The sequence below is a fragment of the Shewanella sp. GutCb genome, from assembly GCF_002836135.1.
GTDB lineage: Bacteria > Pseudomonadota > Gammaproteobacteria > Enterobacterales > Shewanellaceae > Shewanella.
This window is the reverse complement of the sequence record NZ_PJBL01000010.1, coordinates 1-26,053: the sequence shown is the minus strand read 5'-3', so window position 1 is coordinate 26,053 and position 26,053 is coordinate 1. Positions and strand designations below refer to the sequence as shown.

Annotated in this window: 24 protein-coding genes and 1 other RNA gene; 17 read left to right on the top strand and 8 right to left on the bottom strand. The window is 43.1% G+C overall.

The window, feature by feature from the left end; genetic code table 11:
* Window positions 1-60: 60 nt before the first annotated feature.
* Window positions 61-2,628 (bottom strand): penicillin-binding protein 1A, encoded by a 2,568-nt coding sequence (locus tag CXF86_RS06615; protein ID WP_101093454.1) that lies wholly within the window; start codon window positions 2,626-2,628, stop codon window positions 61-63.
* A 597-nt stretch (window positions 2,629-3,225) separates the two neighbouring features.
* On the opposite strand from CXF86_RS06615, the gene CXF86_RS06610 reads away from it, so the two are divergent.
* The 9 genes from CXF86_RS06610 to CXF86_RS06570 all read left to right on the top strand — a co-directional run bounded on the left by CXF86_RS06610 (window position 3,226) and on the right by CXF86_RS06570 (window position 12,350).
* The gene (locus CXF86_RS06610; RefSeq protein WP_101093453.1) at window positions 3,226-4,305 is read left to right on the top strand and encodes a pilus assembly protein PilM; all 1,080 of its coding nucleotides are present in this window, start codon (window positions 3,226-3,228) and stop codon (window positions 4,303-4,305) included.
* A complete protein-coding gene (locus tag CXF86_RS06605; protein WP_102038640.1) occupies window positions 4,293-4,874 on the top strand; it encodes a PilN domain-containing protein in 582 nt (193 codons plus the stop codon). The genes CXF86_RS06610 and CXF86_RS06605 overlap by 13 nt, the downstream gene beginning before the upstream one ends.
* Window positions 4,871-5,485, top strand: a complete 615-nt coding sequence (locus tag CXF86_RS06600) for a type IV pilus inner membrane component PilO (RefSeq protein ID WP_101093451.1) — start codon at window positions 4,871-4,873, stop codon at window positions 5,483-5,485. Before CXF86_RS06605 ends, CXF86_RS06600 begins: the two co-directional genes overlap by 4 nt.
* The gene (locus CXF86_RS06595) at window positions 5,485-6,000 is read left to right on the top strand and encodes a pilus assembly protein PilP (RefSeq protein WP_101093450.1); all 516 of its coding nucleotides are present in this window, start codon (window positions 5,485-5,487) and stop codon (window positions 5,998-6,000) included. The genes CXF86_RS06600 and CXF86_RS06595 overlap by 1 nt, the downstream gene beginning before the upstream one ends.
* A 5-nt stretch (window positions 6,001-6,005) precedes the next feature.
* Window positions 6,006-8,078 (top strand): type IV pilus secretin PilQ, encoded by a 2,073-nt coding sequence (locus CXF86_RS06590; protein WP_101093449.1) that lies wholly within the window; start codon window positions 6,006-6,008, stop codon window positions 8,076-8,078.
* Between the two features lie 214 nt (window positions 8,079-8,292).
* Complete coding sequence (gene aroK, locus CXF86_RS06585; protein WP_101093448.1) at window positions 8,293-8,808, top strand: shikimate kinase AroK; 516 nt, start codon at window positions 8,293-8,295, stop codon at window positions 8,806-8,808.
* Window positions 8,809-8,811: 3 nt separating this feature from the next.
* Window positions 8,812-9,891, top strand: a complete 1,080-nt coding sequence (aroB, locus tag CXF86_RS06580) for a 3-dehydroquinate synthase (protein ID WP_102038639.1) — start codon at window positions 8,812-8,814, stop codon at window positions 9,889-9,891.
* A 148-nt stretch (window positions 9,892-10,039) separates the two neighbouring features.
* Window positions 10,040-11,461 (top strand): AAA family ATPase, encoded by a 1,422-nt coding sequence (locus CXF86_RS06575; RefSeq protein WP_102038638.1) that lies wholly within the window; start codon window positions 10,040-10,042, stop codon window positions 11,459-11,461.
* A 49-nt stretch (window positions 11,462-11,510) separates the two neighbouring features.
* Window positions 11,511-12,350, top strand: a complete 840-nt coding sequence (locus CXF86_RS06570; RefSeq protein ID WP_101093445.1) for a Dam family site-specific DNA-(adenine-N6)-methyltransferase — start codon at window positions 11,511-11,513, stop codon at window positions 12,348-12,350.
* A 2-nt stretch (window positions 12,351-12,352) separates the two neighbouring features.
* Here the strand turns inward: CXF86_RS06570 and CXF86_RS06565 are convergent, their stop codons facing one another.
* The gene (locus CXF86_RS06565; RefSeq protein ID WP_101093444.1) at window positions 12,353-12,538 is read right to left on the bottom strand and encodes a DUF2970 domain-containing protein; all 186 of its coding nucleotides are present in this window, start codon (window positions 12,536-12,538) and stop codon (window positions 12,353-12,355) included.
* 8 nt (window positions 12,539-12,546) lie between these two features.
* On the bottom strand, window positions 12,547-12,882 hold the full coding sequence (locus CXF86_RS06560) for a hypothetical protein (protein WP_102038637.1): 336 nt from the start codon (window positions 12,880-12,882) through the stop codon (window positions 12,547-12,549).
* Between the two features lie 201 nt (window positions 12,883-13,083).
* Between CXF86_RS06560 and rpe the strand changes: the two genes are divergently transcribed.
* The 3 genes from rpe to trpS are packed head-to-tail and all read left to right on the top strand — an operon-like array spanning window position 13,084 to window position 15,466.
* Complete coding sequence (rpe, locus tag CXF86_RS06555) at window positions 13,084-13,758, top strand: ribulose-phosphate 3-epimerase (protein ID WP_101093442.1); 675 nt, start codon at window positions 13,084-13,086, stop codon at window positions 13,756-13,758.
* A 3-nt stretch (window positions 13,759-13,761) separates the two neighbouring features.
* The gene (locus CXF86_RS06550) at window positions 13,762-14,460 is read left to right on the top strand and encodes a phosphoglycolate phosphatase (RefSeq protein WP_102038636.1); all 699 of its coding nucleotides are present in this window, start codon (window positions 13,762-13,764) and stop codon (window positions 14,458-14,460) included.
* A 4-nt stretch (window positions 14,461-14,464) separates the two neighbouring features.
* On the top strand, window positions 14,465-15,466 hold the full coding sequence (gene trpS, locus CXF86_RS06545) for a tryptophan--tRNA ligase (protein ID WP_101093440.1): 1,002 nt from the start codon (window positions 14,465-14,467) through the stop codon (window positions 15,464-15,466).
* Between the two features lie 58 nt (window positions 15,467-15,524).
* Here trpS and CXF86_RS06540 read toward each other — a convergent pair whose 3' ends face one another.
* On the bottom strand, window positions 15,525-16,397 hold the full coding sequence (locus tag CXF86_RS06540) for a LysR substrate-binding domain-containing protein (RefSeq protein WP_101093439.1): 873 nt from the start codon (window positions 16,395-16,397) through the stop codon (window positions 15,525-15,527).
* Between the two features lie 145 nt (window positions 16,398-16,542).
* Between CXF86_RS06540 and CXF86_RS06535 the strand changes: the two genes are divergently transcribed.
* Window positions 16,543-17,433, top strand: coding sequence for a DMT family transporter (locus tag CXF86_RS06535; RefSeq protein WP_101093438.1), 891 nt, complete (start codon window positions 16,543-16,545; stop codon window positions 17,431-17,433).
* Window positions 17,434-17,456: 23 nt separating this feature from the next.
* Here CXF86_RS06535 and CXF86_RS06530 read toward each other — a convergent pair whose 3' ends face one another.
* The 4 genes from CXF86_RS06530 to CXF86_RS06515 form a co-directional block, all read right to left on the bottom strand.
* Window positions 17,457-18,026 carry a BON domain-containing protein gene (locus CXF86_RS06530; protein WP_101093437.1) on the bottom strand — a complete coding sequence of 190 codons (570 nt, stop codon included), beginning with the start codon at window positions 18,024-18,026 and terminating at the stop codon, window positions 17,457-17,459.
* Complete coding sequence (locus tag CXF86_RS06525) at window positions 18,023-18,616, bottom strand: phosphoheptose isomerase (protein ID WP_101093436.1); 594 nt, start codon at window positions 18,614-18,616, stop codon at window positions 18,023-18,025. Before CXF86_RS06525 ends, CXF86_RS06530 begins: the two co-directional genes overlap by 4 nt.
* Window positions 18,617-18,677: 61 nt before the next feature.
* The gene (locus CXF86_RS06520; RefSeq protein ID WP_101093435.1) at window positions 18,678-19,019 is read right to left on the bottom strand and encodes a YraN family protein; all 342 of its coding nucleotides are present in this window, start codon (window positions 19,017-19,019) and stop codon (window positions 18,678-18,680) included.
* 85 nt (window positions 19,020-19,104) lie between these two features.
* Window positions 19,105-20,976 (bottom strand): penicillin-binding protein activator, encoded by a 1,872-nt coding sequence (locus CXF86_RS06515; RefSeq protein WP_101093434.1) that lies wholly within the window; start codon window positions 20,974-20,976, stop codon window positions 19,105-19,107.
* A gap of 102 nt (window positions 20,977-21,078) precedes the next feature.
* Here CXF86_RS06515 and rsmI point away from each other — a divergent pair, with 102 nt between their 5' ends.
* The 4 genes from rsmI to CXF86_RS06495 all read left to right on the top strand — a co-directional run bounded on the left by rsmI (window position 21,079) and on the right by CXF86_RS06495 (window position 24,957).
* Window positions 21,079-21,921, top strand: a complete 843-nt coding sequence (gene rsmI / locus CXF86_RS06510) for a 16S rRNA (cytidine(1402)-2'-O)-methyltransferase (RefSeq protein ID WP_101093433.1) — start codon at window positions 21,079-21,081, stop codon at window positions 21,919-21,921.
* Between the two features lie 73 nt (window positions 21,922-21,994).
* Window positions 21,995-22,340: RNase P RNA component class A (rnpB, locus tag CXF86_RS06505), an RNA gene on the top strand.
* A gap of 70 nt (window positions 22,341-22,410) precedes the next feature.
* Window positions 22,411-23,679, top strand: coding sequence for a tyrosine-type recombinase/integrase (locus tag CXF86_RS06500; protein ID WP_102038635.1), 1,269 nt, complete (start codon window positions 22,411-22,413; stop codon window positions 23,677-23,679).
* A 936-nt stretch (window positions 23,680-24,615) separates the two neighbouring features.
* The gene (locus CXF86_RS06495) at window positions 24,616-24,957 is read left to right on the top strand and encodes a winged helix-turn-helix transcriptional regulator (protein ID WP_102038634.1); all 342 of its coding nucleotides are present in this window, start codon (window positions 24,616-24,618) and stop codon (window positions 24,955-24,957) included.
* Window positions 24,958-26,053: the final 1,096 nt, after the last annotated feature.

Genomic DNA, 26,053 nt, shown 5'->3' with positions numbered 1-26,053 from the left:
GATGATAAAAAAGGCGGCTATTTCTTATCGAAATAGCCGCCTTTTTATTGTGCAACAGCGTTATTGAAACAGATCTTCTTCCTCTGACTTATCGATAAAGATATCACTGTTGTCTACCTCTTGTTCTGTGGCATATTCTGTTGGTTCGGTACCCGCAATAAAATACTCAAACTTGCTGGTGTAATCAGTTTTACGCGTCAGCTTGCCAGTGGCTAAATCGATACGAGCTGAGACAATGCCCTCTGGTGGCGTCGTTGGCAGCACAGGCGTCCCCGCTAAGGCATCTTTCATAAACTCATTCCAAGCCGGTCCCGCCGTTTTGGCACCTGCTTCGGCGAGTGATATTTGATTTTTTGCGCCGTTCGCATTCCAGCTAGTGCGACCTAACTCTTGACCATGGTCATCAAAGCCTACCCACACAGTGGTCGCCAGTGTAGGGTTATAGCCACTGAACCAAGTATCGCGAGATTCGTTGGTTGTACCCGTCTTACCCGCAATATCACGGCGATTAACCACTCTTGATGCGCGCCAAGCCGTACCATTCCAACCCGTCCCTTTACGCCAATCACCGCCGCCCCAAATAACACTTTTTAGTGCTTCAGTAATAAGGAAGGAAGTTTGCTCTGAAATGATTCTTGGCGCAAAGCGAGAGTCATCACTACCGCATTGAATCGCCGTGCCTGTTATCTTAATTTCAGTCTCTGTTTTTTGTTCAGGGACTCTGTCACTTTGAAATTCATTTGCCATCGCTGCAAATGGATCAACCACAACAGACTGCTTAGGGGCCACCGGGGTGCAGGCTAATGTTGGATTCGCGGCTTCAATAAGGTCGCCATTAGCAGACTCTATCTTTTTAATAAAATAGGGTTCAACTAGGTAGCCGCCATTAGCGAATGTTGAAAATGCAGTGACAACTTGCAGCGGCGTAACCGAAGGCGAACCCAGGGCGATTGACTCATTGCGAGGGAGATCGGCAGGATCAAATCCAAATTTAACTAACTGGGCAATCGTAGTATCAAGTCCGCTATAACGCATGGCACGTACCGACATGACGTTGATTGATTGGGCTAAACCGACACGCAGCCTCGTTGGGCCGCCATAAACATCTGGAGAGTTCTTGGGACGCCAAGCTGTACCTTGTCGAGTATCGGGCTTATTAATCGGCGCATTGTTGATCAGCGTCGACAGTGTGTAACCTTTCTCCAGTGCAGCAGTATAAATAAACGGCTTAATGTTAGAGCCTAATTGGCGTTTAGCTTGAGTGACACGGTTATATTGACTGATGTAGAAGCTAAAGCCACCGACTAAATTCTTGATCGCGCCATCTTGAGGATCTATCGATACAATCGCACTGGCCACGAGTGGCACTTGGCTCAGTTGCCAAATATCACCGTTGTTACGGATCCATACCTGCTGACCGGCTGTTAACACGTCAGATGCAAGCTTAGGGGCTTTGCCTTGACGTTTATTGGTGATGAATTTACGAGCCCACTTAATGCCATCCCACGGGAGAGTGTATATATCACCTTTAGCGGTCATGACTTTTGCAGTTTGTTGATCAATAGACATTATGGCCGCCGGGTACATTCCTTGGAACGAACCCGTTTGTTTCAGCTTGGTTTTTATCTCTTCAACTTCTAGCGGCGTTTCACTCCAAAGTACTTTGGTGCGGCCGCGATAGCCATGACGTTCGTCGTATGAGTAAACGTTATGACGAAGCGCTTTTTGGGCATCAAGCTGCAGTTTAGAATCCACGGTAGTATAGATATCGTAGCCGCCAGTGTACGCTTCCTCTTCACCATATTTTTCAACAAGGTAGTCGCGGGCCATTTCTGAGACGTAGGGTGCATATAAGTCGATTACAGCACCGTGATATTTAGCCGTGATAGGTGCTTGTATCGCTTCTTCATACTGGACTTGAGTGATATTGCGCTTTTCAAGCATACGGCTAAGCACCCAATTACGACGATTAAGTGCGCGGCTAGCATTTCTAATGGGGTTAGCTGCAGAAGGTGATTGTGGTAGTCCGGCAATCATTGCCATTTCAGGTAAAGTTAATTCACTTAACTCTTTGCCGTAATAAACTTGAGCAGCAGCACCCACACCATAAGCGCGGTTTCCTAGGAAAGAGCGATTAAGGTAAAGCGTTAAAATTTCTTGTTTGTTCAGCGCTTTCTCAATTTTTAATGCGAGGAAAATTTCTTTGGTCTTACGAATGTAGGTTTTATCTCGAGTTAAAAAGAAACCTCGGGCGACCTGTTGGGTGATAGTACTGGCACCCTGACTCTTTTTACCGGTAGTGACTAGGATAACCGCCGCGCGGATAATACCAATAGGATCAATGCCTCTATGTTCAAAGAAGCGTGCATCCTCGGTATCGAGTATCGCGTTTATTAATTGCTCTGGAACATCTCTATAGTGGACGGGAATTCGGCGTTTCTCACCAAACTGAGAGATCAGTTTACCGTCGCTACTAAAAATTCTAAGTGGCGTTTGCAGTTTGACCGTCTTAAGTGTGGTGACATCGGGTAAATCTGGAAGCACATAAAAATATGCTGCCGCAATAGCACCAATACCAAGTAGACCTAGGCTAAAAAAAGCAATAACAAGACGTTTTAACCACTTCAAAGGAAGATTCCATGAATTGTAAATAAGACCCGTAGTATATAAGCCGTTGAAGCAATGGTGAAGTAAAAGCCTAAGGATTAATGTTATTGATTAATAAAAAGGCTTTATGGTTGTCTATTAATTATAAAAATAACCCAGATGGCGGTCGTTGGAGTACAAAGCTAAGTGACTCGTTAACCTTGATACTGAGTTTGCCGTAATGAGTTTCGTTAAAAAGTTAACACCAGATGCCTTCGAGTTACATGGTCATATTTAGCACGATAAAAAGCCGAAGCAATATTTCAATTTGTGCAGTATTCGATGTTCCTGAAAATAAATATGACTGAGAATTAACCGCCGTCAGAACAGTGGCACCAGTATAAGTCACTTCTGATGGCGTTTTTATCGATATTTATCACTGCCACTTGCTTAAAAGTAGTATGAATACCAACAATGAACTGTGTTTTTAGTCTGACGCGTTACTAAGAGTTATAAGTAGTTATTTAAAGTCAATAAAATGGCAATTGTAAAATCTAGAAACATTTTGTACAAATAGCTATAACGTGTAGATTCTGTGCTAATCTATTTTTGAAAATAATAATAAAGTGACGTTGGACTATGCTTTCAAATATATGGAAGCGTCAGGCTCCGCAGATGGTTGGGATTGATATTGGATCCCATGAAGTTAAAGCAATACTGCTGAGCAAGACTGCTGATGGATATAAAATACTAAGCCATGCTGCTATCCCGCTAAAGAAGGGGGCGGTCAATGATCATGAAATTCGAGACCGCGAAGCCGTTGTCGAGGCGTTAAAGTTAGTCAAACGAGTACTGCCAAAAACCACCAAATTTGCTGCTGTGGCTGTATCTGGTTCAGCCGTTATGACCAAAGTCATCTACATGGATGCCTCTTTGAGTGAAGAGGAGATGGAAGCTCAAATTGAAATTGAAGCTGACAATCTTATTCCTTATTCATTGGACGAAGTTAATATTGACTTTGAAACCCTCAGTGCCAATAAAACAGATCCAACTAAAGTGGATGTACTGCTAAGTGCTTGTCGTTCTGAGAATATTGATACTCGAACAGATGCGCTGGATGAGGTTAATCTTGAGGTTAAAGTTGTCGATGTTGAAGGCTACGCATTGGGTCGATCATTTGAAATGATAGCGGCGCAGCTGCCAGAAGATGCAAAAAGTAAAGTTATTGCGCTGGTCGATATTGGCGCCAGTATTACGACTTTTTCTGTTGTTGAAAATGGTGAAACCACTTTTGTCAGAGAGCAGGCATTTGGTGGTGAACAATTTACTCAATCAATACTCTCTTTCTACGGTATGACCTACGAGCAAGCTGAAAAGGCTAAGTTAGCGGGTGAGCTTCCTCGGAACTACATGTTTGAAGTGTTATCTCCTTTCCAAACTCAGCTGTTACAACAAATAAAACGCACCCTACAGATTTACTGTACTTCGAGTGGTAAAGATAAAGTGGATCACATTGTTCTATGTGGTGGCACTGCCAAACTTGAAGGTATGACCAACCTAATGATTAATGAGTTAGGTGTAAATACCATTGTTGGTGACCCTTTTAAAGGTTGCTTGCATGCAGATGACGCCGTTAGGCAACAACTCCAGCCAGACATCGGTAAATACATGTTGGCATGTGGACTGGCATTAAGGAGTTATGCTGAATGGCGAACATAAACCTCTTACCATGGCGTGAAGAAGCGAGAGAAAAACAAAAACGAGATTACACCGGTGTACTGGCACTGGTTTTCTTAGTATCTGGTCTTATCGTTTATCTATCTCTAATGGCAATCGATGTGATATCTGACGACCAAAAAGGTCGTAACGCCTATTTACAGTCTGAAATTCAATTGCTTGAAGCTCAAATAGCTGAAATTACCGAAATTAGAACACGTAAAAAAGATATTGAGCGTCGTACTGAAATCATTCTAGGGCTTCAGCAATCTAGAAATTTGCCGACACATGTTCTAGACGAGTTAGTGCGTATCGTGCCAGCAGGGATCTACCTTTCCAGTATAGAGAAAAAAGGCAGTATGTTGTGGATCGAAGGACGCAGTGAATCCAACAATAATGTGGCAAATATGATGCGCAAAGTTAAGACCTCTAATTGGCTACAAGATCCTAATATGCAATCTATCATTGCTCAGAATGAAGAGTTAAGGCAATTACAACGATTTACTCTGCGCGTTACCATTGCGGATAGTGAAATAGCGGATTTAAGCATGACAAAAGGAGCGAGTAAATGAACCTCGATCTGAGTCAGTTTAACGATATTGATTTTGAGAATATCGGTGCTTGGCCCAAGTTAGTTAAAGGCGTGTTTGCTGCACTGCTCGCAGTGTGTGTATTCGTAGCCAGTTATTTTTTGTTTATATCAGATGCGATTGATGCGTTAAATGCAGAGCAGCAAAAAGAGCAGCAGTTTAAAACGGATTTTAAGTCTAAATATCAGTTAGCAGCTAACCTTAAGTTATATCGAGAGCAGTTAGCGGTTATGGAAGTGCAGTTTGCTGAACTGCTGAAGATGTTACCGTCTCAAAATGAAATGCCAGGCTTGCTAGATGACGTTACTTTTGTGGCGACTGATGCAGGACTTAAAATTAATAGTTTAGATTGGGACTCTGAAATAATAAGAGAGTTTTATATTGAGTTTCCGATCAAAATTGCAGTCAGCGGAGATTATCATCAACTTGGGCACCTTGTTAGTGGTGTGGCAAAGTTACCGCGCATTGTGAGCTTACATGATTTCGTGATTAAGCGGGATGAGACGGGTTCACTGGCTATGGATATTTTAGCGAAGACTTATCGCTTTAAAGAGGGCGCTGAATTGCCTGCAGCAAAAGGGGCAGCTAAGTGATGAAGATACTGCCCGCAATGATGGCTGTATTGCTGCTTTCTGGCTGCGTAGGGGACAGAAGCGATCTAGAGCTATTTGTCACAACCACTAAAGCGCAGCATGTGGCGCACATTAAGCCATTAAAAGAAACGCCTAAGTTTGAACATTTTGATTATCAAGCAGATCTTATGCGTAGCCCGTATATCCCTCCGTCAAGAGAGTTGACCGAAGAGGTGATTGATACCACCAAGGACTGTTTACAACCCGATCTTAAACGCCGCAAAGGGCGATTAGAAACATACGCACTCGATAACTTGAAAATGCGTGGCACATTGAGTGAAGTTGATACGATTTGGGCTCTGCTTGAGACTAGTGATGGAAGTGTTTATCGCTTGGGAGCAGGCCAATACCTGGGGCTTTATCATGGCCGAATTGCCAAAGTAACGCCGCAAACGATCGAAATTATAGAGTTGATTCCAGACGGGTCTGGCTGCTGGACGGAACGAAATAGCAGCATGGAATTAACAGGAGAATAATAAGAATGACTGAGAGGCTCATGAGACTGTCTATTACACATCGCGCCTTCGCTAAGGCCGCGTCTTTTATTAAGGTTATTATTAGTCTTGCGTTCCTATTGGGAATGGCTCCGCTAGCACATGCGGCTAATAAGTTAGTCGATGTTAAATATCATGCGATAGTGGATCACCAATTGGAATTACAGTTGGTATTTGAACATGATATTGAGCAACCCGAGATTGAATTAAATGCTGATCCTGCACAGATCATTTTAGGGTTTGCAAATAGCCTTTCAGGACTTCAAAAGCAAACGCTTGCTATCGATACTGTTGGGGTCGATACCGTCAGTACGGTGCAGAGTGGTGCAAGTCTTCAAGTGTTTGTCGGATTAGAAAGTGTTAAAGCCTATCAAGGTCGCGTTGTCGGTAATACCTACAGACTCACTATCAATGATGAAGTGATGAATCGTAATGATGGCGCTGCGGCGAGCAATCCGTTTATGAACGGCATTGAAAGTATCGACTTTAAACGCACATCAAATGGTGGTGGCCAGCTACTGATTAAGCTCGAAAATAGTTCAGTCGCGGCAAATGTGGAACAAGTCGGCGCTAAACTTGAGCTTAAATTATATAACACCGATATTCGCTCTGATCTGCTTTACGTCATGGACGTGCATGATTTTGCAACGCCAGTGAAGAGTTTTGAAACCTTTAATGAGGAACTCACTAGTCGCTTTCTAATTGATGTAGAAGGTACTTATGAGTATGACTACCAACAAGACGGTCGTGTATTTAAGTTGAGTATAGAAAAGGCCAAACGCCTTGATATAGTGAAAGAAGAAAAGAAATATGACGGTCGCTCATTGTCATTAAACTTCCAAAACATGTCTGTTAGAACCGTACTGCAGATCATTGCTGATTATAACGATTTTAACTTGGTCGTCAGCGATACCGTTGAAGGTGATATCACGCTGCGACTCGACGATGTACCTTGGGATCAAGCGCTTGATCTTATTTTGCAAACCAAAGGGTTAGATAAGCGCATTGAAGGCAATATCTTGATGATTGCGCCCAGTGAAGAGATTGCGATAAGAGAAAGCCAAGAGCTCAAAAATTTACAAGAAGTTAAAGAATTAGCGCCTTTATATTCAGAGTATCTGCAGATTAATTACGCTAAAGCCGTTGATATTGCAGTGCTGCTAAAAGGTGAAGATTCAAGCTTGCTGTCAACGCGTGGCAGTGTCGCCGTGGATGAGCGCACTAATACGCTGTTAGTTAAAGATACTGAAGAAACATTAGAGAGTATTCATCGCTTGATAGAAGTGCTCGACATCCCAATTAAACAGGTATTAATTGAAGCGCGAATGGTAACGGTTAAAGACGATGTAGCAGAAGATTTAGGGGTACGTTGGGGCATAACCGATCAGCAAGGTACTAAAGGTACGTCAGGCAGCCTAGAGGGCGCAAGTGACATTGCTAATGGTATAATACCGAGCCTAGGGGACAGATTGAACGTTAATCTGCCTGCTGCAGCAAAGAACGCAACGAGTCTTGCTTTTCACGTTGCTAAGCTTGCCGATGGTACGGTACTCGATCTTGAATTGAGTGCACTGGAGCAAGAAAATAAGGGTGAGATTATCGCAAGCCCGCGTATCACGACTTCAAATCAAAAGTCGGCTTACATTGAGCAAGGTGTCGAGATCCCATATGTTGAAGCGAGCTCAAGTGGCGCGACAACAGTGACGTTCAAAAAGGCGGTTTTATCTCTTAGAGTGACACCGCAGATCACCCCTGATAACCGTGTTATCCTTGATTTAGAAATCACACAAGACTCCCAAGGTAAAGTGGTTACCACACCAACGGGAGCTGCAGTCTCTATTGATACACAGCGTATTGGTACCCAAGTGCTAGTGAACCATGGTGAGACGATTGTATTGGGTGGGATATATCAACAACAATCGATAAGTAGTGTAAGTAAAGTCCCTATCTTGGGCGATATTCCCTACCTTGGGTTCATGTTTAGAAGTACATCGGATAAGAATGAGCGACAAGAGTTACTTATCTTTGTGACCCCTAAAATTATTTCCGAATCACTTTAATGGCAATAAACCAGTAAAAGCCTGCGTTTAGCGCCGGCTTTTTACAAGATGAAATAGATTTTTGATAGAAATGTGCTACTTCACTTGCCATCAATAGCGGTTAGCTGAGATAATCAGCGGTCAAGTCTCAATAGAGCAAGGTAACATTTAAGGTCAACTCTAGTTTTCGGGTTGGCGTAGGCAAACTTCAAATAAGATTCAGACATATATCGCAATGGCCGAAAAACGTAATATTTTCCTAGTAGGCCCTATGGGGGCTGGTAAAAGCACTATAGGCCGTCATCTGGCACAGATGCTGCACTTAGAGTTCCACGATTCAGATCAAGAAATTGAGAGCCGTACAGGCGCTGATATTGCGTGGGTTTTTGATGTCGAAGGCGAAGAAGGCTTCCGCGTTCGCGAAACACAAGTTGTTGCTGATTTAACCGAAAAGCAAGGTATCGTGTTAGCAACTGGTGGTGGTTCAATTCAGAGTAAGGAGATCCGTAATAATCTTTCTGCTCGTGGAATTGTAGTCTACCTCGAGACCACCATCGACAAACAAGTAGCACGTACGCAAAGAGATAAGCGTCGTCCACTACTTCAAGTAGATGATCCAAGAGAAGTGCTAGAAACTCTAGCCGAGGCGCGCAACCCTCTTTATGAAGAGATCGCTGATGTTATCGTTAAAACCGATGAGCAAAGCGCAAAAGTAGTTGCAAACCAAATAATTGAGCAATTAGGTTTTTAAGATATGACTAAGCAGGTTCTGGTTGAACTCGGTGAACGTAGTTACCCAATCGTAATTGGCCAGAATTTGTTAAGTAATGGCGAGCCTTTGGCTCGCTATCTTAAAAACAAAAATATCCTCATTGTCACTAATGAAACGATAGCGCCACTGTACCTTGAAAAAGTACAAGCCATGCTGTCGGATTTTGTGTGTGTCACTCCCGTGATTTTACCTGATGGCGAGCAATACAAAACGTTAAACCAAATGGATTCAATTTTCACCTCTTTGCTACAACAAAATTTGGGCCGTGATACGGTACTTATTGCATTGGGCGGAGGCGTAATTGGAGATATGACTGGGTTTGCGGCTGCAAGTTATCAGCGCGGTATCGACTTTATCCAATTCCCTACCACACTGTTGTCTCAAGTTGATTCATCAGTAGGTGGAAAAACAGCAGTCAATCACCCTCTGGGTAAAAATATGATCGGTGCTTTTTATCAGCCGAAATATGTTTTGATTGATACCGACTGCTTGAACACACTGCCTAAAAGAGAATTTTCTGCTGGTATGGCAGAAGTGATCAAATACGGCATTATGTGGGATGCAGAGTTTTTCTGCTGGTTGGAAAACAATGTTGATGTATTAAAAGCATTAGACACCCAGGCACTTGAGTATGTGATTGGGCGTTGCTGTGAAATCAAAGCTGATGTAGTTGAAAAAGATGAAACAGAACAAGCGGTAAGAGCATTGCTTAATTTGGGACATACTTTTGGGCACGCGATTGAAGCTGAAATGGGCTACGGCGTGTGGCTACATGGCGAAGCCGTTTCTGCTGGCACAGTCCTTGCTGCAGTCACCTCAAATAAGCTGGGGTTAATAGAAGAGTCAATTGTTTGTCGTATTAAGGCGTTATTTACCGCATTTGATCTCCCTATTACTGCACCAGACACTATGAATTTTGAACAATTCATTAAACATATGCGCCGAGATAAGAAAGTACTTAAAGGACAATTGCGTTTAGTGTTACCCGAAGGCTTAGGCCAGGCGGGGATCTATAGCGATGTTACTGACGAGCTACTTCAAGAGGTTATCGACTGCGCATAAACTATGTAGCAGGTGTTCGGTGAAAGCTAAATTTAGTCCTCCAAATTATATAACGGGTGAAGTCCCTATGTTTATTGAACATAGGCCGCTTTTGCTGCGCCATTTTCAGTCATACCTTGGGCTTTCTCTTGCGAGAGCGTGGATATAAATGTCTTTAACCGGTTCAATCTTACTCCCTAGCCAAGAAGCACTGTTAAATCGCTTACAGCATATTAGCTTGTATGGTCAGCAGCTTATTGTACTCACTGGTGAAGACGGTGCAGGCAAGACCACGCTTGTCACTGCATTACTCACAGAACTTGAAGCATTTAGTTCCGCTCTGGTTATTTGTCCGAAGCATTGTGACAGCGCTGAAATTAGACGTAAAATACTGGTCCAACTCCTAGCTGAACCAGTCTTTGACGATGAACTACCTCTGCCTGAAGCAATGCTACGAGCCTCTTCTACGCTGGCTTCTGCTAGTTGTATTGTGCTTGATGATGCTCACTATATACCGCTAGAAATCTGGGCGGAATGTATTGTGTTGAGCCAGATGTCTTTTGCTGGGAAAACAGTCAGCGTGACCATGACATCACCTGTTAGTTTTCTAAATGATGTTTTGCAGCAACTGCCTATCGACCAGCGGCAACTGTTGCTCCCGTTAGATATCGAGCCGATCGATCACACTGAAAGAGAAGGGCTTTATTACATGCTATTAAGCCGTAGTGAAGCACAGCCCTTTACGCCTCGAGATATCGTTAAAGATAGATTAGAAGCACAAAACGGTACACCTAAAGAGGTTGTTGCGCTGCTTGAACTGGCCTTAAATGGAGGGGCTGAAGAGCCTATTGTAAAATCCACTACAAAACGACTCGTTATGGGTGCGTTTATTCTTTTAGCGACCACCTTGCTCGCTTGGTTCTTCATCGATGATGAGCCGTCGCTCGCTGAGCAGCAAAGCACAGTCGTATTTGCTGCGGAGGCAGTATCGAGTTCGCCCTTTTTAGCGGCATATGGTAAACAGCTTTTAGCAGGACATTTTGCGGCTGAGCCTATGGCATTACAGCAAGTTGAAGCAGAAATTAGTCAGAAAACGGTAATTACAGCCGCTGATGAACCCTTGCTAGTCGTGGCTGTGAAGTCAGAATATCAGCGGTTAATGAATGTTGTACCTGAGAAAACCGTCGACATTATAGCGGAGATTATCGAACCTTTAACGGTGACTAATGTTGAGGCGTTTTCAGCAAAGCCAAATGAAACTCTTATTCACGTTAATAATAAAGAGATTATTGCGAAAGCAGTGCAAAAGCCGACCAAGGGCTACACATTGCAATTAGCCAGTGTGCAACGTTTTGATTCATTAGTCAGGATGTTAGAGAGCGTGAAACAGGAAAAGGGCGTCAAGGTCGCACGCTATAAAAGTCGCTGGGTAGTATTAATGGGTGAGTTTGACTCGGCAAAGCAAGCGAGAGAACAATCGCTTAAATTAACAGCGAACTCCATCATTTCTGCACCTTGGATTCGAAAGTGGCAAGATCTTACGCAATATGAGTTACAAGATACGCTTCCAACTCGTGAAATTAATGAATAAACATAGTACAATCCCCAGCTCTCTTTTTCTTAGTATTCAATCAATTTAAATGATTAAAAAACAAAGGGCCTTCTTAAAGTGGGCTGGCGGAAAATTTAAACTGATTGAGTTTCTAACAGGGCACCTTCCCCAAGGTGATAGGTTGGTAGAACCTTTTGTGGGCGCAGGTTCTGTGTTCCTCAATACTGACTATGACCGCTACCTATTGTGCGACATTAATCAAGACTTGATTAACTTGTATAAGATTGTGCAGTCAGATCCTGAAAAGTATATTAAGGCGGCTAAAGCCCTATTCGTCCCAGAGATGAATGAAAAGGAAGCGTACTATAAGGTGCGCACCAGCTTTAACGAGACTAAAGATCCTTTCAAACGTTCTGTTTATTTTCTTTATATGAACCGTCATGGTTTTAACGGCTTATGCCGTTATAACCGTAAAGGTGGCTTTAATGTGCCATTTGGTTCGTATAAAAAACCTTACTTTCCTGAAAACGAAATTCGTGCATTTTCGGTAAAGGCTCAATGTGCTGAGTTTCGATGCATTGGTTACGAACAAGCAATCGATATGACTCAAAATGGGGATGTCGTTTATTGCGATCCACCTTATGCGCCATTGTCATCAACGGCTAGCTTTACCACTTATGTTGGTACGGGTTTTTCATTAGATGACCAAGCGCTGCTGGCAAGGAAGTCACGCCACACCGCCATTGAACGTGGTATACCGGTGCTGATCAGTAATCATGATATTCCACTGACCAGAGAGCTTTATCACGGCGCAACGTTTGACTCGATTAAAGTGCAGCGTAATATTAGTCAAAAAGGCAGTAGCCGTAAGAAAGTCGATGAGTTGATGGCGTTATACGATGATTCATATAACAGTGAAAACGACTAGATTTAGCCTACGACTTGACTGACGATAAATAGCAGCCCTAATACAAACACAATAGCGAGCAAGATACCCATCACGATGAAGGGGATAGGCGAAGAGGCTTGAAAGTCTTTACGTCGGTTTTGCTCTGTTTGTACGCCAATAAAGGCAGCTAAGGTACTCAAGAGTACTTGCCACCATTGATTTAGCATATGACTCTTTATTCGCCCTTGATCGGTGAACTATTGCTAATGGGCGCACTTTGGTGGCCATAGAGCAGCTCAAATAGATCGATGAAATGTAATTGATTGGTCTGACTTTTACCTGATAACCAACTTTTCCAACTCAAATCATTTGCTTGAGAAGCGCAGCGGTTGCTCGGGTGGCTTGCGGGTAGGGCTGGGTTGTAGCTACTGGTTGCGGTATCACATGCACAAGCGATAGAGGCTGAATCAGAAGGTTGAGACGTTAAGCTAATGGTTCCAATGGCTGCAGTCACGACAGCAAGAACAGCAGTGGCTCTAAAAGTCGCTGTTTTCTTGAGTAATCCCTTCATGTCGTCCTCCTATATTTCATGCAGTCGAAACATTATAGCAAACAAGGTTATATTTTAAACATATTTTACATATAAATTCATTTTTGCCGCTGCGATGAATTTTTTAGCATACCAATTTCGCTAAATAAGCATACAGGTATAGAGCGCTTGAGCTGCAAAAGGTAGAATAGTGCACTTCTTAAACATACTGGTGGGTTTGTTATGCGTCCATTTTTGATTGCTCCTTCTATTTTATCAGCTGATTTCGCTCGTCTAGGTGAAGACGTTGACGCGGTATTGAACGCAGGGGCAGATGTTGTTCACTTTGATGTAATGGATAACCATTATGTGCCAAATTTAACCATTGGACCTATGGTGTGCAAAGCCTTGCGCGATTATGGCGTAACAGCCGATATCGATGTGCATCTAATGGTTAAGCCTGTCGACAGTCTGATCCCGGACTTTGCCGACGCGGGCGCCTCCATTATTACCTTCCACCCTGAAGCGAGTGAGCATTTAGATCGCAGTTTGCAGCTGATCAAAGAGTCTGGCTGTAAAGCGGGTCTGGTGTTTAACCCTGGTACTCCGCTACATTATTTAGACCATGTCATGGATAAGCTCGATGTCATCCTGTTGATGTCGGTTAACCCTGGTTTCGGTGGACAGTCGTTTATTCCGTCAACATTAGACAAGTTACGCCAAGTGCGTAAGCTGATTGACGACAGTGGCTATGACATTCGTCTTCAAGTTGATGGCGGCGTTAAAGTCGACAATATTGCAGCCATTGCTGCTGCGGGTGCGGATATGTTTGTCGCTGGTTCAGCTATTTTCAACAAACCTGACTATAAAGCGGTTATCGACGAAATGCGCAGAGAATTGGCAAGCATCGAGGCTTAACTGATGGCTGACTTTAGTCAAGTTAAAGCGATTGCGTTTGACTTAGACGGGACGCTCATTGATAGCGTTCCTGATCTTGCTGCAGCGACTAGCGCTGCACTGCAAGAGTTAAACTTACCTTTATGTACTCAAGACCAGGTGCGCAGTTGGGTCGGTAATGGTGCTGAAATGTTAATGCGTCGTGCACTGAGCTTTGCATTAAATACTGCCGTTAGTGATGAAAGGCTTGCGGCCTGTATGCCAAGGTTTATGTATTTCTATCAGCAGAACTTACAGCAACATAGTCGCTTATATGATGATGTAGAACGAGTGTTACAGCAGCTTTATGCTGCAGGTTATCAGCTCGCCATCGTGACCAATAAGCCCTATGAATTTACCGTTCCACTGCTTGAAGCTTTTAAACTCAATGGTTACTTTTCTATAGTTTTGGGTGGAGATTCATTGTCAAAAATGAAACCAGATCCTATGCCGTTAACGCATATATTGCAGCAGTGGCAGCTTGAGCCGGAACAAGTCTTAATGGTTGGTGACTCAAAAAATGACATATTAGCCGCTAAAGCCGCTGGGATAGCATCAATAGGCTTGACCTATGGCTACAACTACGGTGAAGATATTGGGCTGAGCAGCCCAACAGTGGTTTGCGAACAATTTAATGAAATTTCAGGGCTACTAAATGTAAGCGCTGAATCAATGGAGCAATAAAAGAATGACTGCAAAACCTATCGTGTTTAGTGGTGCTCAACCATCTGGTGAGCTGAGTATTGGTAATTACATGGGTGCACTACGTCAGTGGGTTGGTTTACAAGACACTCATGACTGTATTTATTGCGTAGTTGATTTACATGCGATTACCGTTAGACAAGATCCAGCACAATTGCGTGCAGCGTGTTTAGATACCTTAGCTATCTATCTTGCTTGTGGTATCGACCCTGAAAAGAGCACCGTATTTTTACAGTCTCAAGTGCCACAGCACACACAGCTTAGCTGGGCATTGAACTGTTACACCCAGATGGGTGAACTTAACCGTATGACACAGTTTAAAGATAAGTCGCAAAAACACGCTAACAATATCAACGTTGGTTTGTTTGGTTACCCAGTACTGATGGCTGCCGATATTCTTCTTTATCAAACGAATGAAGTGCCTGTTGGCCAAGATCAGAAGCAGCATTTGGAGCTAACGCGCGATATTGCAACTCGCTTCAACAATGCTTATGGCGATACGTTTGTGGTACCTGAGCCATTCATTCCAGAGATGGGAGCTAAGGTGATGTCACTGCAAGAACCGACGAAGAAGATGTCTAAGTCGGACGATAACCGTAACAACGTTATTGGTTTACTTGATGATCCTAAAGCGATTATGAAGAAAATTAAAAAGGCGATGACTGATGGTCAAGAGCCACCAGTAGTGCGTTTTGACGTAGAAGAAAAGCCGGGTGTATCTAACTTAATGAGCTTGATGTCTGGCTGTAACGGTCAATCAATTGCATCAATTGAAAAAGACTTTGAAGGCAAGATGTATGGCCACTTAAAGGTCGCCACTGGCGAAGCTGTTGTTGCTATGCTTGAGCCACTACAAGCTCGCTTCCACAAGTTTAGAGCTGACGAAGCTTATCTTGATTCAGTCTTTAGAGCTGGGGCCGAAAAAGCGAAAGCGCGTGCTGAAGTGACGATTAAGCAGGTGTACGAAAAAATCGGCATGATTGTCTAGTTTAATAACTAAATCATTGTGATAAAAAGCCAGCTTAATACGCTGGCTTTTTTGTGGGCTACGATTGCTTGCTGAGCCAATTAACAAATGCGTTAATAGCAGGCTCTTTTAACCGGCGCTGCTTACAGCTGAAATAGAATTCAAACCCGGTCAATATGTCAGGTAGCGCCAACTCAACTAACACTGTTTTTTCAATATCAGCTTGCACCATAAAGTCAGATGCCAACGCGATACCTTGGCCTGCTATTGCCGCTTCAATCGCCAATAATACATGGCTGAAGATATGTTGCTGTTGCTCCGGCGGTAAAATCATCTTATTAGCCACAAACCAACGATCCCAGTCTAAGCCTAAGGCCCCTTCGTCGACGGTAAGTAGCGGATGTGAGCTTAACTCATTGAGCGGTTGGCTGGCAGCTGTCAGCAAGCTAGGGCTAATCACAGGCACCAAGCGTTCTTTATGTAGTAGCTGGTGGTAATAGCCGGGTTGTCCGCTCTGGCCTGTAATAAACATATCGGCCACACTATCGCTAAGTTCAGGATCATCAGTGATCATATCTAAACGGATTTTTATTTCTGGGTGCTGCCTTCTAAAACCGCTTAACCTTGGGATTAACCACTTTATGGCAAACGAGCTATAAACCGCGAGTCGCAGCTGATCATTGCTATCGCCACTTATTTGCATACTCAGATCGCTGAGTTCATTAAAAATCCGCTCCAATGACTCATAGAGGTGTTTACCTTTGCTGGTTAAGCATAGTTGGCGCCCCTGTCGCTTAAATAAACGCTCACCAAAGTGCTCCTCTAGCAGTCTCACTTGATGTGAAACTGCGCTTTGGGTAATGCAAAGTTCGCTGGCTGCTTTGGAAAAATGTGCTTGCCTTGCAGCCGCTTCGAACACTTGTAAGGCTCTTAATGGCGGGAGTTTTCGCATTATTTGGCCTTAGTTAATATGAGCTGAAGAAGTGATCTTGTTCATAGTATTAGTTTAATTCATGTATGCGTAAAAAACATCATTTCATGTCGAAATTTAAGCCCTATATCATCCGCGAATATAAAGCGGGTGGATGGAAATGAAAATGAGATCAAATGTCATGATAGGCATAGGGTTACTGGTGTTCGGCAACCTTTTTAGTGCGCTGTACGATGTATCCATTAAGTGGATGCCAGAGGGGAGCAATGCCGCGACGTTTCTATTGTTGCGGCAAGTACTGTCGGTAATGATGTTACTGCCTTTATGGTTTGCAGCTCGCCGTCCAACGACCTCTTGCCTTAAGTTACACCTTTTTAGAGCTAATACTGGTGCTATGGGAGCAGTGTGCTTAATCATGGGATTGATGGCTTTACCTATGGCAACGGTGAGCTCGCTGTTTTTCTCGGCGCCGTTAATTATCGTGTTGATGGGGTGTGTATTCTTAAAAGAGAAGGTCACGCCAGCGCAGTGGTTGGCAACTATACTTGGCTTTATTGGTATTCTAATTTTGTTAAGGCCAAGTGAGATTAATTGGTTTGGTGTGGCGGTACTTATTGCCGCATTTACCTTTGCTATTAACCAACTAGCACTGCGAAAACTACCGGAGACAGAAGATCCAACAGTGACACTAATACTCTATAACAGTCTAAGCATTCCGTTAGTGATGGTGATGGTTGCCGTGCAAGGATTAGAGGGGTTAAGCTGGCAATTAGTGGCCATAGCGGGATTAAGTAACTGCTTTCTACTGGCATATCAGTGGTTTTGTGTATTGGCTTATCGACGTGCAGAGGCGAGTAAAGTCGCGATTGCTGAGTACAGTGGATTATTGTTTTGCGTGTTTTTCGGTTGGTTGTTATTCGAGGAGTGGCTGGATGCATTAAGCTGGGTTGGGGCTGCTTTTATTGTACTACCGTCGCTTATTATTCCTTGGTTAAGTCACAAAATAACCATGCAAAAAAAATCATCGAACATAATGCACGATGATCTTTTAAGCTAGTGTAGTCACAGAGTCGATTAAGGTTATGAGTCGGTGTACTCAAATACCTTAATCACTTTACGTACACCAGCAGTATTACGCGCAACATCCACAGCAAGCTCGGCTTGCTGTCGCTTAACTAACCCAATCAAGAATACTTCACCGTTCTCGGTCACCACTTTAATGTTGGTCACATCAAGATTATCCTCACTGAGCATTCGACTTTTGACCTTGGTGGTTATCCAGGTGTCGTTACTTCGAGTGGTAAAGGAAGTAGGGTTTCCTATGCGAATTTGATTATGGATCTTGCCGCCAATCTTAAGATCTTGCACGGTCCGAATGGCTTTATCTCTCAGCATTGAGTTGGGCGCTTGGCCTATCATCAATACGTTGCTGTTCATCACCACACCGGTTACGTTCGCTTGGTTTTTGAGATCATCATGAGATGACAGCGCACTGGAGATATTGAAATCTGCATTGGTGTCATCCAGCTGAGTTTGGAAACTGCGTTCATCATTGACCATCATAGCGCCACCAACAGCACCCACCATTACAGCGCCTGCACAGCCTTGTAGCATGAGCAGTATGGCAATTATTGGCAGCCGCTTTATCATGCGGGTTCGTCCTGCGGGAATAGCGTGCGGTCAATGTTGTCACACAAGCAATGAATCGCAAGTAAGTGTACTTCTTGGATACGGGCGGTCACATTTGACGGCACACGAACCTCAACGTCATTGACACTTAATAAGCCAGCCATAGCGCCGCCGTCTTTTCCGGTTAACGACACTATGGTCATATCACGGCTAAGTGCAGCTTCCATCGCTTTAATCACGTTACCAGAGTTACCGCTGGTTGAGATAGCAAGCAAAATATCACCAGGAGAACCCAGTGCCATGATTTGCTTAGAAAATATTTCATCGTAGCTATAGTCATTCGCAATCGCGGTAATGGTTGATGTGTCACAGCTCAGTGCGATAGCGGGTAAAGGTGGACGCTCTATTTCGTAGCGATTCAATAACTCTGCAGAAAAATGCTGCGCATCACCTGCGCTACCGCCATTACCACAAGCTAAAATTTTATTGCCATTTAACAAACAATTCACCATCATTTCTGCCGCTTTGGCAAGTGACTCTGGCAATGCTTCTGAAGCATCAATTTTGGTTTGAATGGATTCAGTAAAGCTGTCTTTAATGCGCTCTAACATGGAGTTACCTTATATCTATATATAGCGTTTTAGCAAACGCGCAAATTAAAATTAAATCGGTTTAAAAAGCGTCGCGGATCCATTGTATGCCAGAGGGATCGGCGGCGATAACATCGAATCGGCAGATAGCGTCGATTCGGTTTAATTGTATGTAATGGCTCGCCGCTTTTCTTAAGCGTCGAACTTGAGCCAAGCTCAATGCGTTAACGGCTCCACCATATTGGCTATGGGTGCGATACTTAACTTCGATGAATACCCAATCGTTACCATCGCGCATAATAATGTCTATTTCACCAAAACGATAGCGTACGTTTTGTTCGACAAACTTAAGCCCATGGTGTTCCAAATATAGTCGCGCGGCGACTTCAGCTGCTTTTCCTTTAACTGCTGTTTTCTCTGTCAAATTCGCTGCATCCTTGTGGCGGTATTTGAATATAGCGCAAAAGCCCGAAGTGTTGTTACTCAGCGTTGGACATTTACATGTCAGCTTAAAGCGGGCGCAAGTTACCTCGTTGGTAGCGACCCCAGCTCAATTGACGATTAATCGTGCCGTCGGGTTGGACTGATAATGTGCCGCTACGGCCAGAAAACTGGTAGCCAGGCAGTGCACGCATCTGTGCAAGTTTACCGACTAAATCAAGCGCGTCATAGCCCATAATGTATAAGCGTTTGCGACTGTTGCTCCAATTAGGCCATAACTCATTCACCATACGGGTTTCGGTATTGGGGGTGATTAACCAAGGAATGTCGCTAATGGTGAGGTTATTCAACTCGGTCGCGGTTTCACGCGTATTGCTTTCAACTCGGCTGCGGCTGGTGGTATAGAGAGGCACTGGCTGTGCAAATACGCTGAAGTTGACATCAATAAACGGTTTCAATAAGACTAAATCACGGCTAGCAGAGATCATATAAATCGCGTCGATATCGCGGCGCGAACGAAAATCAGCTTCAATCTTCGGCTTCAGAATAGCTTTAATGCGCGCAATACGCTCCTTGCTGTCGATAACGCCCAGTGCCTTTTGGACTGTGACCTTCATTTTATCGCCAGCATCATAGTAATGAATCTCGGCAGGCTTACTCGTCAGTTGTTGCCAAGCATCGCTAAAGCTCTCTGCCATACGGTGGCCGACGGCATCATTACTGACTAACAGTAAGGGTTGATCTATGCCGTCATTATACAGTCGTTGAGCCGCATCAATCGCTTCATCTGTGGGTGACAGCGCAAAGAAAAATTTATCATCATGTGCGGTAAAGTTATCAATATGGTTTAAGTACAGCTGCGGAATACTCTTAGCGGCAATTGATTCGCTTGCTGTTGTCGGGGTGACCGCTGTTATTGCTGAAACGGGGGGCATATCTTGTAACTGTTCCACTTCAGATTGCAGTAATGGCCCAATAATAAACTCAGCGCCTGCCGTTACCGCCTGTTGATAAGCCAGCGGTGCCCCTAGGGCGGTATCAAAAAAATTAACGGCAACACTGTCATCGCCGGTCGCCATGTAATTAGCAATAATACCTTGCTTTACGGTATCTGCAACAACGGCTCTAGGGCCCGTGAGAGGTAACAGCACCGCAATGTTTTTAGGCTGATATGGCTTAGTGTTAAGGGCCTTTTCGAGATCGGTTGGTAACTTTGCTGCTGCAGGGTGATTAGGATTAAGTTGCTGCCAGCTACCGAGTTGGCGAACCAGATCATTTGGGTTAATGGCGTAATGTTTAGCGATATACGCCAACTGTACCCAGCCTGCAAAAATAGGATTGGTGCGATCATCGCGAAAACTGAGTAGCGTTTTTTCGTTAATGGGCTGCAGTGAACGCCAGATTTGATTGTTAACATCGTAAGCCTGTGTCGGCGGTAAGTACTGGCTCAATAAACTCAGCTGTCTAACTTGCTCTATTGGCTGATTGACCTGCTGATAAAGTCGCGCCTTAAATTGGTAATAGCTCACCCACTGCCAATTTGGCAATGTCCAAGTGCTAGGATAGTCGAGCGTTTTCAGCGCATGATCATACGTTGAGATCACCTCTAAAACCCGCGCGGTAAGATATTTGTGCTCTGCGAGTAGCTCAGGTTTTTGCGTCATATCTTGTGCGATAGACTTTAATGTCTTGTCTGCAGTGTTGGCATTACCTTCATTGATAAATGCATGTGCTGCCAATAAAACATACTTATCACGAGTTTCACGGTTTTTTTCATTGGCGGCTAGCGCCAAATACTGTGATGAAGCCATTGTCACCGCAGACAAAGAAACTTGTGTCTTTTCAGTATTTACGGGTGCCGTAGAGGTACCACAACCGAACAAAACTGCAGATAAAATCGCGATTGAGATAAATTTAGTTGAATTCAGTCTTTTTAACACAGGTCTTCACTCTGGTAAGATGCTGTCAATAGTTTAACCTGCTCTTACGCTTGGCGAAAGTCTTGTTAAAAACTCTTGCTATAAGTTACTACAGAGGTAGATATGGACCTGTCGGTCGCGCTTTACATTGTTCCCACACCAATCGGGAATTTAGGGGATATTAGTAGCCGTGCAATTGAGGTGCTTAATCAAGTATCGCTCATCGCCTGCGAAGATACACGCCATAGTGGTAAGTTGCTGAGTCACTTTGGTATTGAGACGCGTAAAACCGCGCTGCACGACCATAACGAACGTGATAGAGCTCAGTGGATTATTCAAAAACTGGGCTATGGTGAATCGGTGGCACTTATCTCCGATGCTGGTACACCCCTGATCTCAGATCCTGGATACCACCTAGTGAAACAGGTACGTGAAGCGGGCTTTAATGTTATCCCACTGCCAGGACCTTGTGCAGCTATCACCGCGTTGAGCGCTTCAGGCTTACCTTCAGACCGTTTCACTTTTGAAGGTTTTTTACCGTCTAAAGAGAAAGGACGTTTAGATAAGCTCACTGCGCTTAAAGAAGATCCACGCACCTTAATCTTCTATGAGTCACCGCACCGTATCGTCCACAGTTTAGAATCAATGGTCGCCGCTCTTGGGGCCGATCGTGAAATTGTAATGGCACGCGAAGTGACCAAAACGTTCGAGACCTTTTTGTCTGGTCCCGTAGGCGATGTGCTACAAACGGTTAAAGATGACCTTAACCAGCAACGCGGTGAAATCGTGTTGATGTGTCATGGCTACCGCAGTGATGAGGAGTCAGAATTCTCTACCGTGGTGATTGAAACACTAAAACTGCTTTGTGAAGACTTGCCATTAAAGAAGGCTTCAGCGATTGCTGGACAGATCTATGGCATTAAAAAGAATGCGCTTTATAAGCACGGTTTAGCGATCGGCCTCTAACGTTAGCCACATTGCGAGAGACTAAGTGTGAAAGTAGTTGGTTTGTTGCTTGCGCTTAGGCTATACTCCGCGCCGAGTTGGCTAGACAGTTGCCGCGTTCGCAAGAACGGGGAGGAAAGTCCGGGCTTCAAAGAGCAGGGTACCAGGTAACGCCTGGGCGGTGTGAACCGACGACAAGTGCAGCAGAGAGAAGACCGCCAGCTTTAGGGCTGGTAAGGGTGAAAGGGTGCGGTAAGAGCGCACCGTGCGGCTAGTAATAGTCCGTAGCAAGGTAAACTCTACCCGAAGCAAGACCAAATAGGGTCCCGTATGGCGCTGCTCGCGTTGGGACCGGGTAGGTCGCTTGAGCCTGTGAGTGATTGCAGGCCTAGATGAATAACTGTCCACGACAAGACCCGGCTTATCGGCCAACTCACCCATTCCGCAAGTGGTTGTATTGCATGGTGTTTCTAGATTGAGTGCCTTAATTGGTACAAGGTTTGGTACATTATGCAGTACATCCATCTTCGCAATAAGACTTATCATTTCCGCTTTGTTATCCCCAAACGATTCCGTCATCTATATCCCCATAGAGAAATAAAACGCTCCCTACGAACAGATTCCTATCGCGTCGCTGTTGCGCGGATAGCTAACCAATTTCCCTTGATACAACAAATAATCCAATTGATTGAGCCCAATTTTCATGCGGTTACGCTACTGAATAATCTGAGTAACTGTACTTTTCAGCCGCTAAGCCATATTGAACCTTCAGTTCCGAAAGCAGCCTGCAAGGTTGATCTAGTCCAAACTAATCTTATATCCGGTGCTGGTGGTTATTTACTTAAGGATGCCTGGAAAGAGTTTGTTCAATGGAAGTCCTGGACCGAAAAGGTAGAGAAAGGGGCTATGCGATACTTTGAATTTATGCGGACCTGCTTTGGTAATGTGCCGGTGGACTCAATTAGCAAGCAAGATATCAAATCGTTATTGAGGCGCTATGCATTGACGCCAAGGCGAAACATAAAGCCTTATCACCTAATGACACCACAAGAGTTACTTGAGCTCAATGATGTTGAGTCTGGGCACCTTGTATCCTCTAAGACAGTAAAAGAGTTGTTCAAGCTCTGCCAAAGTTTTTTTAGCCGCTTCCTCACCAAAGAGAAAGATATATTGGCTGAATCACCTACCAATAATGTTAAGTGTGAAGCTAATTCTACTCGGTATGCTGTGTTTTCTGATTCTGAGGTAAGGGATATAGAGTCATCATGTAAAGAGTTAGATAGCTGGAAGAAATGGGTTGTACTTATTGCTATATATTCGGGAGCGAGACGAAGCGAGATAGCTGCGTTGAAGAAGGCTGATGCCGATAGTCAACGGCACTACTTCTGGATAGCTCAAGGCAAGACTAAGGCTGCTGTAAGGCGCATACCTATCCATCATAAGCTGATTGATTTAGGGTTTTTAGATTATGTTCGCTCTGCTGCGAACAACTTGTTTCCTGAAGTCGCAGATCGTAGCTACAACATCACAGAGCACTTACAGAATAAGTTATTAACCCTTGGTATTAATCAGCAAAACGATCTTGGAGAGAGGAAAGTTTTCCACAGTTTTAGGCATACTTTCATCACCAAGTCTCGCTCACAAGGTATTGAACTTGGATTACTGCAAGAGGTGGTGGGACATGAAAAGTTCGAGTCCGGTATAACCAAGAGGTATACCCATAGTTATCAACTTAAATCGTTGTTAGTTGTCGTAGACGGTATTAACTTTGAAGCTTAAAAGAAAACCGCCGATATTGGCGGTTTTACCTAGTGTTAATTCCAACTATCAGCCAATGCTTCGGCTTGTTCAAAGATAAGTGACAGGATGGGGGGCATCAAGTCATAAAGTTTAAATGAGGGAAGTGGTAGCTGGCATGGTATGTGACATACGGTTTCAACTCAGCTCAAATATAAAGCGTGCTGCTCAGATATATTCGTAGGTGCGTATTCCGCCTATTGCGAACGGTCATTTTGGTTTATCTCGGAATAGGTAATGGGGTTTATCCGATACATGGAATCCCATTACACGAATAAAGTTTTACAGATTTTCTCATATTGAAGTGGAGCTTGCTGTTAGGTTTACGTTACGCTTGGTATAGCGCTTTTCTTTATCATGTCTTCAGGTATCCATTTTCCCTCTCGCCGTAAATTTTAACTCCGTTGATTCAACCTCAATACGTGTCACAGTGGCACGGTTTAGTGAGTGATATTTAAGTTTTAAGCTAGTTTACTAAAATAAGGGGTGCCTTTGTAATCATCATTTTATATTTTTTATTATCGATATCTGTTGGAGGGCTATATTGGGATTAAGAAGCATTTAGATGGGGTCTTTAACGGGGATAGGCTGATTTTATTAAAATGTACACCGATTTATAATGCTGTGTAACTGTATTTGTTTGTTATTAAGGTTGGTTACGTTAAAATAGTCAGACTATAACTTAGTTGGTCATGGGGAATAATTCTTTATTTCGTAGTTAAATTAGGCTTAACTTATGCTCGGCTATTTTCTTTAAAACTGTGTCAAGTGTCATACTATGCTAGTAAGGTCGATGTTATTATGCTTATTATTTATGGGTTATTAGATTTTTGATGACGTTTGAAATATTAGTTGTTTAGGTGCTCAGTTTGTGGGATTTTTTAGTAGATAACAATAAAAATTATTGGAGATTTTGAGATGAGCGAACGAGGTAAAAAGCCTGAAGGATATTGCAGTGCTGACAAGTACTTAACCATAATTTCAACGAAATGGACTGCTCATATTGTTTGGGTTATAGGTCAGCATAATGAAATACGTTTTGGACAAATTCAAAAACAGCTTGCCTTAGTATCAAGTAAAGTATTAAGTGAACGGCTCAGAATACTAAAAAAAGAGGGCTTTATTAGCCGCAGGCCTGAAGAAACAGTTCCAATTACAGTTTACTATGGGTTAACTAGTAAAGGGGTTGAATTGTTTGAAGTGATTGATGTAATTGTTAAAAAAGCTGATTTCTGGGATGGTAAACTGGTTAGTGTTTAGTACCCTATCTAGGAGCGGTATAAGTTTGGGGACTGACTAAACTATGTATTTATTGCTCCTTTAAAAATACGCTAATAATTAAAATAATGTCGCTTTATTTTTTAATTGTACGTATCATAAATGTTTTAAAGTCCTTTTTGATTGAATGTACATGTGTATTATCCACTGCGTTATGTGTTTTTCTGCTCCGGGTTTTTTTGGTTGTTATTCTTTATGTTAATCTAGAGGTAGTTCAATATACTTCATTTCTAGCTCGCGTGATATCGTGCTGCTTCTATATGGTAGTGACGATTGACTTATAAGGGATATGTTAAATTTTAATAATGTATTTAGTCGTGGTATTTGTTCATTGTTTTTTTAAATGATTTTATTTATTTATTTATTGCTATTGCCGAGATTAATGTGACATTGCGTCAGGATGATTAATTTCTTTAATAATGTCTAGAGCGTAAAGTTATAATTTAACTAGTATTAAGTATGTTATAAGCATAGTTTGGGACTGCTGTTCTTTTCGAGGTTTTGTTGTGAATAATAACTGTAGGTTATTTGCTGGTGTGAAAGTGTATTGTAAATAACGGAGGTGTTTTAAATAAGTGCAATCACAAATTTTATATTGTTATTGGCTGGTAGTGAAATTATTCTGTTGTGTTTCTTTCTTGATATTGGTTGGTGATCATTCTACTTTAGTTATTTTCATGTGGTTTTCGAAGGTTTAAACTCTTGGTTTTTATATTTTTATATTTTTATATTTAATTCTATATTACGGTCATATTAACTTCGATGAGTGAGTAATAAGCCTAGTTACTACTGGGTGACTGGTTACCGCTGGGTAACTAGTTACAAAATTAAAGGTTTTTACTTGTGTGATATCGGTCAATGTTATTACATCTAATTAAAATCAATAATATTGTTACCTACTGAATTATATTTTGAATAAACTATGAAAAGGTTATTGTTTTTAATTGTTATGGCAGTTTCAATTTCACCATTGGTGTATGCAGATGCTATTCGCTGGAACCAACTCACTGGTGAACAACTGGAACAGCAACTGACGGAGAAATTTGCTCAGGGTAAATATTCCAACAAAGGTGCCGAT